At 72.9% G+C, this 13,754-nt stretch carries 10 protein-coding genes, 1 tRNA gene and 1 rRNA gene; 6 read left to right on the top strand and 6 right to left on the bottom strand.

Translation table 11 applies throughout. The features are described from left to right. From E2C05_RS21265 to E2C05_RS21255, 3 genes are all read right to left on the bottom strand, one after another. Positions 1 to 669: BatA domain-containing protein (locus E2C05_RS21265; RefSeq protein WP_240046818.1), on the bottom strand; the 669-nt coding region annotated here is incomplete at its 3' end. 383 nt (positions 670 to 1,052) lie between these two features. Then, positions 1,053 to 1,973, bottom strand: a complete 921-nt coding sequence (locus E2C05_RS21260; RefSeq protein WP_133221661.1) for a DUF58 domain-containing protein — start codon at positions 1,971 to 1,973, stop codon at positions 1,053 to 1,055. Next, the gene (locus E2C05_RS21255; protein WP_133221660.1) at positions 1,966 to 3,000 is read right to left on the bottom strand and encodes an AAA family ATPase; all 1,035 of its coding nucleotides are present in this window, start codon (positions 2,998 to 3,000) and stop codon (positions 1,966 to 1,968) included. Before E2C05_RS21255 ends, E2C05_RS21260 begins: the two co-directional genes overlap by 8 nt. Before the next feature lie 269 nt (positions 3,001 to 3,269). Between E2C05_RS21255 and E2C05_RS21250 the strand changes: the two genes are divergently transcribed. Continuing rightward, positions 3,270 to 3,878: a DUF1285 domain-containing protein gene (locus tag E2C05_RS21250; RefSeq protein ID WP_133221659.1), complete on the top strand. Its 609-nt coding sequence runs from the start codon at positions 3,270 to 3,272 to the stop codon at positions 3,876 to 3,878. A gap of 252 nt (positions 3,879 to 4,130) precedes the next feature. Here the strand turns inward: E2C05_RS21250 and E2C05_RS21245 are convergent. After that, a tRNA-Gln gene (locus tag E2C05_RS21245) sits at positions 4,131 to 4,204 on the bottom strand. Positions 4,205 to 4,383: 179 nt separating this feature from the next. On the opposite strand from E2C05_RS21245, the gene E2C05_RS21240 reads away from it, so the two are divergent. The 3 genes from E2C05_RS21240 to guaB all read left to right on the top strand — a co-directional run bounded on the left by E2C05_RS21240 (position 4,384) and on the right by guaB (position 8,019). Further along, positions 4,384 to 5,511 (top strand): Ppx/GppA phosphatase family protein, encoded by a 1,128-nt coding sequence (locus tag E2C05_RS21240; RefSeq protein ID WP_133221658.1) that lies wholly within the window; start codon positions 4,384 to 4,386, stop codon positions 5,509 to 5,511. Positions 5,512 to 5,524: 13 nt separating this feature from the next. Next, positions 5,525 to 6,199 carry an RlmE family RNA methyltransferase gene (locus E2C05_RS21235; RefSeq protein ID WP_133221657.1) on the top strand — a complete coding sequence of 225 codons (675 nt, stop codon included), beginning with the start codon at positions 5,525 to 5,527 and terminating at the stop codon, positions 6,197 to 6,199. Positions 6,200 to 6,501: 302 nt separating this feature from the next. Continuing rightward, positions 6,502 to 8,019 (top strand): IMP dehydrogenase, encoded by a 1,518-nt coding sequence (gene guaB, locus E2C05_RS21230; protein WP_133221656.1) that lies wholly within the window; start codon positions 6,502 to 6,504, stop codon positions 8,017 to 8,019. Positions 8,020 to 8,040: 21 nt separating this feature from the next. On the opposite strand, the gene E2C05_RS21225 is transcribed toward guaB, so the two are convergent. Beyond that, the gene (locus E2C05_RS21225) at positions 8,041 to 8,811 is read right to left on the bottom strand and encodes an MOSC domain-containing protein (RefSeq protein ID WP_158292275.1); all 771 of its coding nucleotides are present in this window, start codon (positions 8,809 to 8,811) and stop codon (positions 8,041 to 8,043) included. 189 nt (positions 8,812 to 9,000) lie between these two features. Between E2C05_RS21225 and clpB the strand changes: the two genes are divergently transcribed. After that, the gene (gene clpB, locus E2C05_RS21220) at positions 9,001 to 11,589 is read left to right on the top strand and encodes an ATP-dependent chaperone ClpB (RefSeq protein ID WP_133221654.1); all 2,589 of its coding nucleotides are present in this window, start codon (positions 9,001 to 9,003) and stop codon (positions 11,587 to 11,589) included. Between the two features lie 145 nt (positions 11,590 to 11,734). Here clpB and E2C05_RS21215 read toward each other — a convergent pair whose 3' ends face one another. Next, on the bottom strand, positions 11,735 to 12,994 hold the full coding sequence (locus E2C05_RS21215; RefSeq protein ID WP_133221653.1) for a M23 family metallopeptidase: 1,260 nt from the start codon (positions 12,992 to 12,994) through the stop codon (positions 11,735 to 11,737). 645 nt (positions 12,995 to 13,639) lie between these two features. On the opposite strand from E2C05_RS21215, the gene E2C05_RS21210 reads away from it, so the two are divergent. Beyond that, positions 13,640 to 13,754, top strand: a 16S ribosomal RNA gene (locus E2C05_RS21210); the annotation flags it as partial.

Genomic DNA, 13,754 nt, shown 5'->3' with positions numbered 1-13,754 from the left:
CAGCGTGCCGGCGGCGGCGAGCGCCGCCTGCAGCGGCCCGGCGGCCCCGGCGCCGGCCGTCGCCGCGTCGTGCTCCACCCCGTCGCTGACCAGCAGCGTCGCCATCGGGCCGGTGCCGCCGGCGCGCCAGGCCTGGAAGGCGGCGAGCGCCGCGGCGCGGTCGGGCGCCCAGGGCTTCGGCCGCAGCGCGGCGAGGCGGGCGCGGAGATCCTCGACCGGCATCGGGCCGAGAACGCGCGGCGCGTCCCCGGTTTCGGCCGGGGCGGTGGCGAGCAGGGCGGCCCGGCGGCCTTCGCGCCCGGCCCGTTCCAGCGCGGCGCTGGCGGCGGCCATGCGGGATGGCCAGTCGGCGGCGGCGGCCCAGCCGTCATCCACCACCAGCAGCAGCGTGCCCTCCCCGCCGGTGGCGCCGCCCGGGCCCAATACCGGCCGGGCGAGGCCGAGGACCAGCAGCGCCGCCGCGGCGATGCGCAGCAGCAGCAGCCACCAGGGGGTGCGGGCCGGCGTCTCCTGCGTCACGGGCAGGTCGCGCAGCAGGCGGAGCGCGGGGAAGGCGATGCGGCGGGGCGCCGGCGGCGTCACCCGGAGCAGCCACCACAGGATGGGCAGGGCCGGCAGGGCCAGCAGCAGCCAGGGCGCGGCGAAGGCGATCGGGCCAAGGCTCAGCATGGGGTGCTCGGCGTTGGGGTGGGGCGGGGAGTCGCGGGCGGCACGGTGGGCACGGTGGGCACGGTGGGCACCAGCATGCCGCATGCCACAACCGGACGTCGCGTAAATCCGCGCGGCGCACGCGGGTTGCGGGGCGAGGGGGACGCCGCGGGGTCCCGATCGCGCAAGGCGCGATGAGGTGCCCCTGTCCCCCTCGAACTCCCCCCGCCAGGGGTCAGGCGACCCCTGGACCGGCCTGAGTCATCGCGGCGGGAGGGGGCCCTCGATGGGGCCCCTTCCCGCCGCGATGAACCCATACGGGGGTCCGGGGGCCGGTGCGGTCCCCGGCGGGGTGGGTACGGGAGGGGCAGCGCCCCTCCCTGGCAAGCGACGCGCGCCAACACCTATTGCGGCGACAGCGCCTGCCACAGGGCGAGGAGCGCGGCCTGCGGCGGCTGGTCCACATGATGCGTCAGGAAGCCCCAGCCGGCGGCGGCGCAGATGCCGGCGATGCCGTCCCGGTGGTGGCGCAGGCGTTCCAGATAGACCCGCCGCGCCTCCTCCACCCGCGGCACCAGCACGCCGCCGCTGCCCCCGCCCCATTCGAACAGCACGCGGCCGGCATAGGCGCGGTTGCCCTCGCCCAGCGTCTCCTCCTCGGGATCCAGCACCTGCAGGATGTGGCCATGCACCGGCCAGGCGGCGAGCGCGGCGACGGCGGCATGGATCTCCGGCAGCGGCGCCATGAAGTCGCCGATGAGCACCGCGCGGGCATGCCGCGGCAGGCTGTGGTCGGGGGCGGGCAGGGCGCGCGACTTGGTCACCGTGCTCATCGACTCGACGAGGGAGGTGAGCCCGGCCCGCCCGGCATGCGCGCGCGGCGGCCCGCCGATCAGCCGCACCCGCTCGCCGCCGCGCAGCGCGAGCGCCGCCAGGGCCGCGGTCAGCAGGTCCGCCCGGTCCCGCTTGGTCGGGCGGTTCGCCGAGAACTGCCATTCCATGGAGCGCGAGGCATCGGACCAGAGGGCGATGGTCTGCGCCGCCTCCCACTCCGTCTCCCGGATGAAGAGGCGGTCGCTCTTCGCGCTCTGCCGCCAGTCGATGCGGCCGGCGGCATCGCCGGGCAGGAAGGGGCGGAACTGCCAGAAGGCATCGCCCTGGCCGGCGCGGCGGCGGCCGTGGACGCCCTGCAGCACGGTGGCGGCGACGCGGTCCGCCTGCACCACCAGCGGCGGCAGGCGGGCGCCCAGCGCCTCGGCCCGCAGCGCCTGCGTGCCGGGCGGCGGAGCGGCCGGCGGGGCCTTCGCGGCGCGGGGGTCAGCCAAGCTGGGCCTTCAGCGACTCGATCACGTCGGCGATGCGCACGCCTTCCGCGCGGGCGGAGAAGTTCAGCGCCATGCGGTGCCGCAGCACCGGCGCCGCCAGCGCCAGCACATCCTCGACCGACGGCGCCAGGCGGCCATCCAGCACGGCGCGGGCCCGCGTCGCCAGCATCAGCGCCTGCGCCGCGCGCGGGCCGGGGCCCCAGGCGAGCTGCTTGGCGATGCCGGGCAGGGGCGAATTCTCCGGCCGGGCGCTGCGCACCAGGCGCAGGATGGCGTCCAGCACGCTTTCGCCGACCGGGATGCGGCGGATCAGCGACTGGGCCGCGATCAGCTCCGGCCCGGTCAGCGCCGGCTGCGGCTTGGCGTCGCGCGCGCCGGTGGTGGCGAGCAGCATGGCGCGCTCCGCCGCCTCGTCCGGGTAGGTGATCTCGACCTCGAGCAGGAAGCGGTCGAGCTGCGCCTCGGGCAGCGGGTAGGTGCCTTCCTGCTCGATCGGGTTCTGCGTCGCCAGCACATGGAAGGGCGCCGGCAGCGGGTGGACATGGCCGGCGACCGCCACCCGGTGCTCCTGCATCGCCTGCAGCAGCGCCGACTGCGTGCGCGGGCTGGCGCGGTTGATCTCGTCGGCCATCAGCAGCTGGCAGAAGACCGGGCCGGGGATGAAGCGGAAGCCGCGCTTGCCGCCCTCGCCCTCCTCCAGCACCTCGGAGCCGATGATGTCGGCCGGCATCAGGTCCGGCGTGAACTGCACGCGGCGGGCATCGAGGCCGAGGACGGTGCCGAGCGTCTCGACCAGCTTGGTCTTGCCGAGGCCGGGGACCCCGACCAGCAGCGCATGGCCGCCCGAGAGCAGGGTGATGAGCGTGTGCTCCACCACCTCCTCCTGCCCGAAGATGACGCGGCCCACCGCGTCGCGCACCCGGTGCAGGCGTTCGCCCAGGGCCTCCACCTCCGCCACCAGGGATGCGGGGTCGGCAGCATCGGCGTCGGCGTTGCCACGGATTGCGGTGTCGGCCACTTCAATCATCCCTGTCACGATCCCTATATTGGCCTCGCCACGCTCCCTGGCATCCCCCTTGGCACCCGTATGGGGCTTCCCCTTGGGCCTATCGGGGTTCGTCACCGGGGCGGCGTCACCCGGACGTGTGGACGCCGCAGCCTATGGCCAAGGAGCGGGCCGGACAAAGCGTTGAGTGGGAGGCTGGCGTGCAGAACCGGATGAAGCCGTCGGACGGCCAGGACCGGACCGCGCCCGCGGAGGCTCGGCCCGGCGCGGCCGCAGTGCAGGAGGCAGGGATGCGGGGGGATGCGGCGGCGGCGCCCGGACGGGGCGCGCATCGCCAGGCGCCGGGCCTGCCCGCCACGGGACCGGCGGCGCGGGGCCCGAAGCATGAGGTGGGCGACTACGCGATCCGCATCGACCGCAACGGCACCTGGCACTACCAGGGCAGCCCGATCGGCCGGAAGGCGCTGGTCTGCCTGTTCGCCAGCGTGCTGCGGCGCGAGGCGGACGGCACCTACTGGCTGGAGACGCCGGTGGAGCGCGGCCGGATCGAGGTGGAGGACGCGCCCTTCCTCGCGGTCGAGATGTGGTGGAAGGATTGCGACTGCGGCGACGGCCGGCCGCGGCAATGCCTGGCCTTCCGCACCAACCTCGACGAGATCGTGACCGCCGGCCCGGAGCACCCGATCCGCATCCACCTGGACCCGCGGACGCGCGAGCCGCGGCCCTACATCACGGTGCGGCCGGGGCTGGAGGCGAAGATCAACCGCGCCGTCTTCTACGAACTGGTGGCGCTGGGCCAGCCGGAGGTGGTGGACGGCCGGGAGGTTCTGGGCGTCTGGAGCGAGGGCGCCTTCTTCCCGATCGACGAGATCGGCGCGCTGGACACGGCGGCGGAGTAGCGGCGGCGCCCGCCCGACGCGGCGGGCCGGAAAACCCGGCGACCGCGTGCGGGAGCGGCGGGAGCAGGCGTCAGCGGGCGGTCCCAGCCATCGGGCGCGCGACGCATCCGCCCGGGCCTGATGTTCCGGGACAGGTCACGCAGGGCAGCATCGGTGGTGTGTCACGTTGAATGAGCCCTCGCACCTCGCGCGCCGGGCGATGCCGCCGGCCGGGTCGGATCACGGAGACAGTGGATCTCCGGACGGGCGCGGTGGCTGGGGGACCTGGATTCGAACCAAGACTGCCCGAGTCAGAGTCGGGAGTTCTACCGTTAAACTATCCCCCAATCGGCCCCGCCGGACCGTCCGGCCCTGCGGGGCGGTCCTCATACAGCCGGCCGCGGCGGGCCGCAACCACCAACCCGTCGAAAGCGCTTGCCCGGCACACCACATTACAGGACGATGCCATGTGCGCCCCGTCACACGGGGCAACCCAACAGAGGAGGTGGGCCGAAGGCCCCGCGCCATGCCGGACGACGCTGCTCCCCTCGGGGCTTCTTTCGGGCTGCAGGAGCCCCCGATCCCGGTCCTCGACGGCCGGGCCGGCAGCGTCGCGCGGTGCGGGACGGCGGTCGCGGCCTATGCCGCGCTCGACCTCGGAACCAACAACTGCCGGCTGCTGGTCGGCGCCCCGGCGCATGGCGGCTTCCGCGTGGTGGACAGCTTCAGCCGCATCGTCCGGCTCGGCGAAGGGCTGGCCTCCACCGGCCGGCTGTCCGAAACCGCCATGGACCGCGCCATCGCCGCGCTCTCCGCCTGCGCCGACAAGCTGGCCCGCCGCCCCGTCCGGCAGTTCCAGGCGGTGGCGACCGAAGCCTGCCGCCGCGCCCAGAACGGCCCCGCCTTCCTCGCCCGGGTGGAGGCCGAGACGGGCCTGCGCCCCCGCATCATCTCGGCGCGGGAGGAAGCGGAGCTGGCGATGGAATCCTGCTCCCCCCTGCTGGAGGAGAGCGACCGCCGCGCTCTGCTGTTCGATATCGGCGGCGGCAGCACCGAGATCGCCTGGATCCGCGTGCCGCCCGGCTGCGGCCGCTATGGCCAGGGCCCCGGCCCGGCCGAGCTGATCGGCTATGTCTCCATGCCGCTCGGCGTGGTGACGCTGGCCGAGCGCGCCGGCGCCTCCTGCTTCACGCAGGAGGGGTTCGAGGCGGTGGTGGACGAGGTGGCCGCGCATCTGCGCCGCTTCGACCGGGTGCATTGCATCGGGCAGGAAATCCGCGCCGGCGGGGTGCGGCTGATCGGCACCAGCGGCACCGTCACCACGCTCGCCGGCGTCGCCCTGGCCCTGCCGCGCTACCGAAGGCCGCTGGTGGATGGGCGCATCCTCGACATCGAAGTGGCCGACCAGGCGCTGGGCGACCTCTTCGCCCTCGGCCGCGCCGGGCTGGCCGCGCATCCCTGCGTCGGGCCGGACCGGGTGGATTTCGTGCTGCCGGGCTGCGCCGTCTATGCCGCCATCCGCCGCGTCTGGCCGGTGCCGACGCTGACCGTCGCCGACCGCGGCCTCAGGGAAGGCATGCTGCTGCGCATGATGCGCGGCGACCGCTTCGCCTGGCGCGACCGGGGCCCCGCCGCCCGCCGCCACGGCCCATAAGGACCAGTATCGCATGAAGGGACCCCTGCCCGGCGGGCGGGGCGTGACCACGCGCCTCCGCACCGCCAAGGGCCGCACCACCGCCAGCCAGAAATGGCTCGAGCGGCAGCTGAACGACCCCTATGTCCGCGCCGCCCAGGCGCGCGGCTTCCGCTCCCGCGCCGCCTTCAAGCTGCTGGAGATCGACGAGAGGGCGAAGCTGCTGAAGCCCGGCGCCCGCGTCGTCGACCTCGGCGCCGCGCCGGGCGGCTGGACTCAGGTGGCGCTGGAACGCATCGGGCCGGCCGGCAAGGTGGTGGCGCTGGACCTGCTGCCGATGGACCCGGTGCCGGGCTCCATCGTGCTGCAGGGCGATTTCCAGGACGCGGCGGCGGAGCAGGCAGTGCTGGCCGCGCTGGCCGGCCAGGCCGACTTGGTGCTGTCCGACATGGCGCCCAACACCACGGGCCACAACGCCACCGACCACCTGCGCATCATCGCCCTGGCCGAGCTGGCGCTGGATTTCGCGCTGAAGGTGCTGGCGCCGGGCGGCGGCTTCGTCGCCAAGGTGCTGCAGGGCGGCACGGAGAAGGCGCTGCTCGACCTGCTGAAGCAGCGCTTCGCCACGGTGCGTCACGTGAAGCCGCCGGCCAGCCGCAAGGACAGTGCGGAGCTCTACGTGGTGGCGACCGGCTTCCGGCCGGGGTGAGAGATCTCGGGGGGGGCGCTGCCTCCCCCCCCACCCCCTACCGCCGGGGATCGAACCGACCCCCGGCCCCCCGTGCGGGTTCCATCGCCTGGGGGAGGGTCCGGATGGGGTCCTCCCCCGGCGATGACTCGAGCGAGCCAAGCGCCCCCGCCGTGCGAGACCGTCATGGCTTCCTGCTTGCCGCGGCGCCGCGAACGGGGCTAAGGGGACGCGCCAAGGCTGCGGACCCTGCCGCCCCGTCCCTGGCGCCCCCGCGCTGGCGGGCCGGGCGCCGGACGCGGCCATTGCGAAAGGTCCCCCGCATGGCTCCCGAATCCCTGCCCGATGCCGTTGGTCCGGACCTGCGCCAGCGCAGCCGCATCATCGAGGAGGCCTTCGCCTTCGACGACGTGCTGCTGGTCCCGGCCTATTCCGCCGTGCTGCCGCACCAGACGGACACGCGCACCCGGCTGACGCGGGAGATCCCGCTGAACATCCCGCTGGTCGCCGCCGCCATGGACACGGTGACCGAGGCGCCGATGGCCATCGCCATGGCCCAGGCCGGCGGCATCGGCGTCGTCCACAAAAACATGACGGCCGAGGAGCAGGCGGCGCAGGTCCGCCGGGTGAAGAAGTTCGAGAGCGGGATGGTGGTCAACCCGGTCACCATCCACCCGGACCAGACCCTGGCCGATGTCCGCGCCATCCAGGACCAGCACCGCATCAGCGGCATCCCGGTGGTGGAGCGCGGTTCGGGCCGCCTGGTCGGCATCATCACCAACCGCGATGTCCGCTTCGCCAATGATCCGGGCACCCGGGTCTATGAGCTGATGACGCGCGACAACCTGGTCACCGCCACGGCCGATGTCACGCCGGACCAGGCGCGCCACCTGCTGCACCGCCACCGGATCGAGAAGCTGCTCGTCACCGACGAGGCCGGGCGCTGCATCGGCCTCATCACCGTCAAGGACATGGACAAGGCGCAGGCCAACCCGAATGCGGTGAAGGACGCGCTGGGCCGGCTGCGCGTCGCCGCCGCGACGGGGGTGGGGGAGGACGGGATCCGCCGGGTGGAGGCGCTGATCGCCGCCGAGGTGGATGTCGTGGTTGTGGACACGGCGCATGGCCATTCCGGCGGCGTGCTGGCGGCGATCGAGCGCATCAAGCGCATGTCGAACACCGTGCAGATCGTCGCCGGCAACGTCGCCACGCCGGAAGGCGTGCGGGCGCTGATCGAGGCCGGTGCGGATGCGGTGAAGATCGGCATCGGCCCGGGTTCCATCTGCACCACCCGCATCGTCGCCGGCGTCGGCGTGCCGCAGCTGACGGCGGTGCTGGAAAGCGCCGCGGCGGCGCGGGAGCACGGGGTGCCGGCGATCGCCGATGGCGGCATCCGGACCAGCGGCGACATCGCCAAGGCGATCGCCGCCGGCGCCGACTGCGTGATGATGGGCAGCCTCTTCGCCGGCACGGATGAGGCGCCGGGCGAGGTCTTCCTCTACCAGGGCCGCAGCTACAAGTCGTACCGCGGCATGGGCAGCCTGGGCGCCATGGCCCGCGGCAGCGCCGACCGCTACTTCCAGCAGGAGGTGCAGGACAGCCTGAAGCTGGTGCCGGAGGGGATCGAGGGCCGTGTCGGCTACAAGGGCCCGGTCGGCGCGGTGGTGCACCAGCTGGTGGGCGGGCTGCGGGCGGCCATGGGTTATACCGGCAACGCGACGATCGAGGAGATGCAGCGGAACTGCCAGTTCCGCCGCATCACCGGTGCCGGCCTGCGGGAGAGCCATGTGCACGACGTGGCGATCACCCGGGAAGCGCCGAACTACCGGCTGGAGGGGTAGGGGCGGGCGGCGCCGCGCGCCTCAGTGCAGCGCCGCGCCCTCCGTCGCCTCCAGCGCGTCGCCGACCGCGATCCGGCCGCCCTCCAGCACCTCGGCATAGACGCCCAGGTCGGCATGGCCGAAATGCTCCCGCAGCCAGCGCGGCGGGTCGGCGTCGCGCGCCGCCGTCTCCGGGTTCACCTGCGTGGCGGGGCAGCGGATGATCCGCTTGAACACCCGCAGCCGCGCCCCTCCCAGCAGCACCTCCTGCCCCAGCAGGTCGAACTCGGCCCAGGGCAGGGCGCCCGAGACATAGATGTTCGCCCGGAAGCGCAGCGGATCGAGGTGCTTTCCCACCTTCGCCTCCAGCGCATGCAGGGACGACAGGCCGATGATGGAGACGCATTTCTGCGCCACGTCGGTGAAATTATGCCCCGGCGCCTCGATGAAGCGCGGGGCGCCCCGCGCCTCCTCCCCCAGCCATGCCGTGAGGAAGGCGGTGATCTCGGCGCGGCCGGCCTCGGTCCGGGTGCTGGCCAGCAGGGCGGCGCCGTCCGGCGGGCGCAGCGCCAGCATCCCGGTCTGCGGGTCGAAGGCGGAATGCAGCAGGGCGAGGCGGGCATTGTAGGCGAGGCAGCCGAAATTCCGCTTCGGCATCCAGGCCGGCGCCGCCGGGTCGAGCGGCGCATCCCCCTGGGCGAGCGCGAAGCGGCGGTCATGCGGCAGGCACTGGCCCGGTGTCAGCAGCACGTCCTCCAGCGCCTCGGCGGCCAGGCCCTTCACCGGGTAGCGGTAGATCTGCTCGACGCGCATCGGACCGTTTTCCTCCCAGGGCACCCTTGACCCGCCGCAAGGCGGAATACCACATCCCGTGTGAACTTGGTCCTGGCCATCGCCTCTTGAGGGATGGTCGGGGCCGGTCGCCGACGACTCAACGGCCGATCCGGACCGCGGGCGCAGCGCGCCGCAGGTCATCGGGCCGCGGACGAGGGACAGACGAGCATGGATATCGAGAAATTCACCGATCGCGCCAAGGGCTTCCTGCAGGCGGCGCAGACCATCGCCATCCGGGACTACCACCAGCGCGTCACGGCCGAGCACCTGCTGAAGGCGCTGCTGGACGATGACCAGGGCGCGGCCGCCGGGCTGGTCCGCGCCGCCGGCGGCGATCCCGCCCGGGCCAAGCAGGCGGTGGATGCCGAGGTCGGGCGGCAGCCCAAGGTCACCGGCGGCGGCGCCGGGCAGCCGGCCTTCACCCCCGACATCGTCCGCGTGCTGGATGCGGCGCAGCAGCAGGCGCAGAAGGCCGGCGACAGTTTCGTCGCGCAGGACCGCATCCTGGTCGCACTGGCGGCCAGCGACACCGGGGCGGGCCGCATCCTGAAGCAGGCCGGCGCCGATGCGCAGCGGCTGGAGGCGGCGGTGGCCGACCTCCGCAAGGGCCGCCGCGTCGACAGCCAGAATGCCGAGGAGCAGTTCGACGCGCTGAAGAAATACGCCCGCGACATCACCGATGCGGCGCGCAACGGCAAGCTCGACCCAGTGATCGGCCGGGACGAGGAGATCCGCCGCGCCATCCAGGTCCTCGCCCGCCGCACCAAGAACAACCCGGTGCTGATCGGCGAGCCGGGCGTCGGCAAGACCGCGATCGTCGAGGGGCTGGCGCTGCGCATCGTCAAGGGCGACGTGCCGGAGGCGCTGAAGGACAAGCGCGTCATGGCGCTCGACCTCGGCGCCATGGTCGCCGGCGCCAAGTACCGCGGCGAGTTCGAGGAGCGGCTGAAGGGCGTGCTGACCGAGGTCGAGAAGGCCGCGGGCGACATCATCCTGTTCATCGACGAGATGCACACCCTGGTCGGCGCCGGCAAGGCGGATGGCGCCATGGATGCGTCGAACCTGATCAAGCCGGCGCTCGCGCGCGGCGAGCTGCACTGCGTCGGCGCCACCACGCTCGACGAGTACCGCAAGCATGTCGAGAAGGACGCGGCGCTGGCCCGGCGCTTCCAGCCGGTCTTCGTCGGCGAGCCTTCGGTCGAGGACACGATCAGCATCCTTCGCGGCATCAAGGACAAGTACGAGACGCATCACGGCGTCCGCATCACCGACAGCGCGCTGGTCGCCGCCGCCACGCTGTCCAACCGCTACATCACCGACCGCTTCCTGCCGGACAAGGCAATCGACCTGGTGGACGAGGCCTCGTCCCGCCTGCGCATGCAGGTGGACAGCAAGCCGGAGGAGCTCGATGAGCTCGACCGCCGGCTGATGCAGCTGAAGATCGAGCAGGCGGCGCTGGAGAAGGAGGACGACGCGGCGTCCCGCGACCGGCTGGCGCGGCTGGAGAAGGAGGTCGCCGACCTCGAGGAGCGCTCGCGCGAGATGACGCAGCGCTGGGCGGCGGAGAAGGGCAAGGTCGCCGAGGTCCAGAAGGCCAAGGAGGCGCTGGAGCAGGCCAAGACCGAGCTGGAGATCGCCGAACGCAAGGGCGACTTCGCCGAGGCGGGGCGGCTGAAATACGGCGTCATCCCGGGCCTCGAGAAGCAGATCGCCTCGGCCGGCGACGGCGATGCCCGGCTGGTGAACGAGGCGGTGACCGAGGAAGGGATCGCCGCCGTCGTCAGCCGCTGGACCGGCATCCCGGTCGAGAAGATGCTGGAGGGCGAGCGCGCCAAGCTCCTCAAGATGGAGGACCAGCTGCGCAAGCGCGTGGTCGGGCAGGAGGAGGCGCTGGAGGCGGTCAGCAAGGCCGTCCGCCGGGCGCGGGCCGGCCTGCAGGACCCGAACCGGCCGATCGGCAGCTTCCTGTTCCTTGGCCCCACCGGCGTGGGCAAGACCGAACTCGTCAAGGCCCTCGCGTCCTTCCTGTTCGACGACGACCGGGCGATGACCCGCATCGACATGTCCGAGTACATGGAGAAGCACGCGGTCTCCCGCCTGGTCGGCGCGCCCCCGGGCTATGTCGGCTATGACGAGGGCGGCGCGCTGACCGAGGCGGTGCGGCGCCGGCCCTACCAGGTGATCCTGTTCGACGAGGTGGAGAAGGCGCATGAGGACGTCTTCAACATCCTGTTACAGGTCCTCGACGATGGCCGACTGACCGACGGCCAGGGACGCACGGTCGATTTCCGCAACACCATCATCGTGCTGACCAGCAACCTGGGCAGCCAGGCGATCGCCGAGCTGCCCGAAACGGCGGATATCGAGGCGGCGCGGCCGGCGGTCATGCGGGCGGTGCGGGACCGGTTCCGGCCGGAATTCCTCAACCGGCTGGACGAGGTCGTGCTGTTCCGCCGCCTCGCGCGCGGCGACATGGCGGCCATCGTCGACATCCAGCTGGAGCGGCTGCGCAAGCTGCTGGACGACCGCAAGATCCGGCTGGAGCTGGACGAGGGCGCCCGGGAATGGCTGGCCGAGGCCGGCTACGACCCGACCTATGGCGCGCGGCCGTTGAAGCGCGTGATCCAGCGGAGCCTGCAGGACAAGCTGGCCAACCTGCTGCTGGAAGGCCGCATCCAGGACGGGGAGGCGCTGCGGGTCACCGCCGGCCTCGACGGGCTGGAGATCGCGTCCGAGCCGCTGGCCCAGGCCGCCTGACAGCCGGCCGCGGCGGGACGCGCGCGTCCCGCCGCCTGGCCGCGCGGAGGGCAGGCTTGCCGGCAGAGGAACCGTGAGGTTCGCGGGGAGGGGGGTGGCCGCAGGCAGGCCGGGCGCGCGGGGGGCCGCGCCGCGGGCAGGCCGGTCAGTCGGCGGCGGCGACTTCCTGCATCGGCTGGAGATGCGCGACCTGGGCGACCAGGGTGCGGCGCGTCGTCAGGAAGGCGGCCAGGTCGGCCCCCGCCAGCACGGTCGCCGGCCGGGTGCGCGCGAGGGCTGGGTCGAGCGTGCGGCCGCCCTCGGCCAGCTCGTAATGCAGGTGCGGGCCGGTCGCCATGCCGGTACGGCCGACCTTGCCGATCAGCTCGCCCTGGCGGACCCGGTCGCCGGCCCGCAGCCCGGGCGCGAAGGCCGACAGATGCGCGTAGCGCGTCGTCCGGTCCTCGGCATGCAGCAGGGTCAGCACCCGGCCATAGCCGCGCATCCAGCCGATCTGCACCACCTCGCCATCCGCGGCGGCCAGGACCGGCGTGCCGGACGGGGCGGCGAAGTCGATCCCCTGGTGCTGCCGCGTGTAGCCGAGCACGGGATGCGAGCGCATGCCGAAGCCGGAGCTGACGCGGGCGCCGTCGAGCGGCGTGCGGAGGAAGGCGCGGCGCAGGCTGACGCCCTGCTCGTCGAACCAGTCGGGCCCGTTCTCGGTGTCGAATTGCCAGAGCGAGAGGCGACGGCCCGCCAGGTCGAAGCCCGCATGCAGCACGCGGCCTTCGCCGAGCAGGCTGCCGCGCGGATCGCGGAAGCGCTCGAACAGGATGGTGAAGCTGTCGCCGCGGCGGAGCTCGCGCTGGAAGTCCAGCTCATGCGCGAGGCCCTGGACGAGCTGCCGCGCCAGGCTGTCCGGCAGGCCGGCGGCGTTGAGGTCGTCCAGCAGGTCCTCCCGCACCAGGCCGCGGGCGAGGACGAGGTGGCGGCGCTGCCCGGCGAAGGCTTCCTGCGCCTGCCAGCCGGCGGGGGTGCGAAGCACGGTCACGGTGCGGCCGGGATGCGGCTGCAGGGAGAGGCCGAGCAGCGCGTCGTCCTCCGGCGCCTGGCGCAGCGTCAGCGCCTGGCCGGCCGGCAGCGGCGCGCGCGGCGGCAGGACGGTCGCGAGGGCGGAGACGGCCGGCTCCCGCTCCCGCGGGCCGACGCCGGCGGCGGCGAGCACCTGGGCGACGGTCTGGCCCGGGGTGGCCAGGATGGTGCGGACCGTGGCACGTGGCCGCGTGGGCAGGATGGTGGCGCCGGTCGCCAGCACCGGCCGGTATCCCGGCGGCGCCGGTTGGGCGAGGACGGGGGCGTTGGCGCCCCCGGCGACAAGGCAGGCAAGAGCGATCCAGCGCGCTCGGCGCCGGGTGCGATGCAGCATGAAACCCCTCCCAGGGCTGAAATGTGGCGTAACCCTGCCGGTCGGAATCACGCGAAGTCAATAGCTTGAACTGTCCGGCTACGAGACGAGATGAGGAAAAGTCAAGGTTACAACGCGGCAGGTCGCGTTGGGTTTGACAGGCTGTGCCGAGGGGACTAGAAGCCGCGCCACCCCGATGGCGGGCCGGCAGGCCGGGCGGCGGGGAAACGGCCGCCTTGACGGCGATGGGCGACGGGATTAAGTCTCTCGCCCCGCTCGAAAGGCGGACTTCCTACCCGGCAGGGTCGCGTGCCGGTCGTATCGGGCCTTCGGGCCCGGAGCGGCCGCAGGGAAGATGTTCCTTGACAGTTTTATCTGGTTTTGGAAGCGCGTTCAGTGGATGAGCGTTGCTGTTTGGCTTGGTCCTGGTTTTGGGCTTGGCTGGGCGGATATTTTGCGTGGTGTGTGTTCTGCTTTGGCGTGGTGAGCGTTGGGGTGGGATGCGCGGGCGGCGCTGCCTGGGGCATTGTTGCTTTGGGTGGGTGTTTGCTGTGCGTGGGGTATTGCCTGGTTTGGTTTGGCTGGGGTTTGGGCTGGATGGTGATGTGGATGGGTTATGGATGAGTTCGCGGGTATGGCGCTGGGCTGTGAGGCCTGGGCGCTGATGAACCTGAGAGTTTGATCCTGGCTCAGAGCGAACGCTGGCGGCATGCTTAACACATGCAAGTCGCACGGGCAGCAATGTCAGTGGCGGACGGGTGAGTAACGCGTAGGAACGTAT

The organism is Paracraurococcus ruber (assembly GCF_004353985.1).
Classification (GTDB): domain Bacteria; phylum Pseudomonadota; class Alphaproteobacteria; order Acetobacterales; family Acetobacteraceae; genus Paracraurococcus; species Paracraurococcus ruber.
This window is presented reverse-complemented; position numbering and strand designations above follow the sequence as displayed.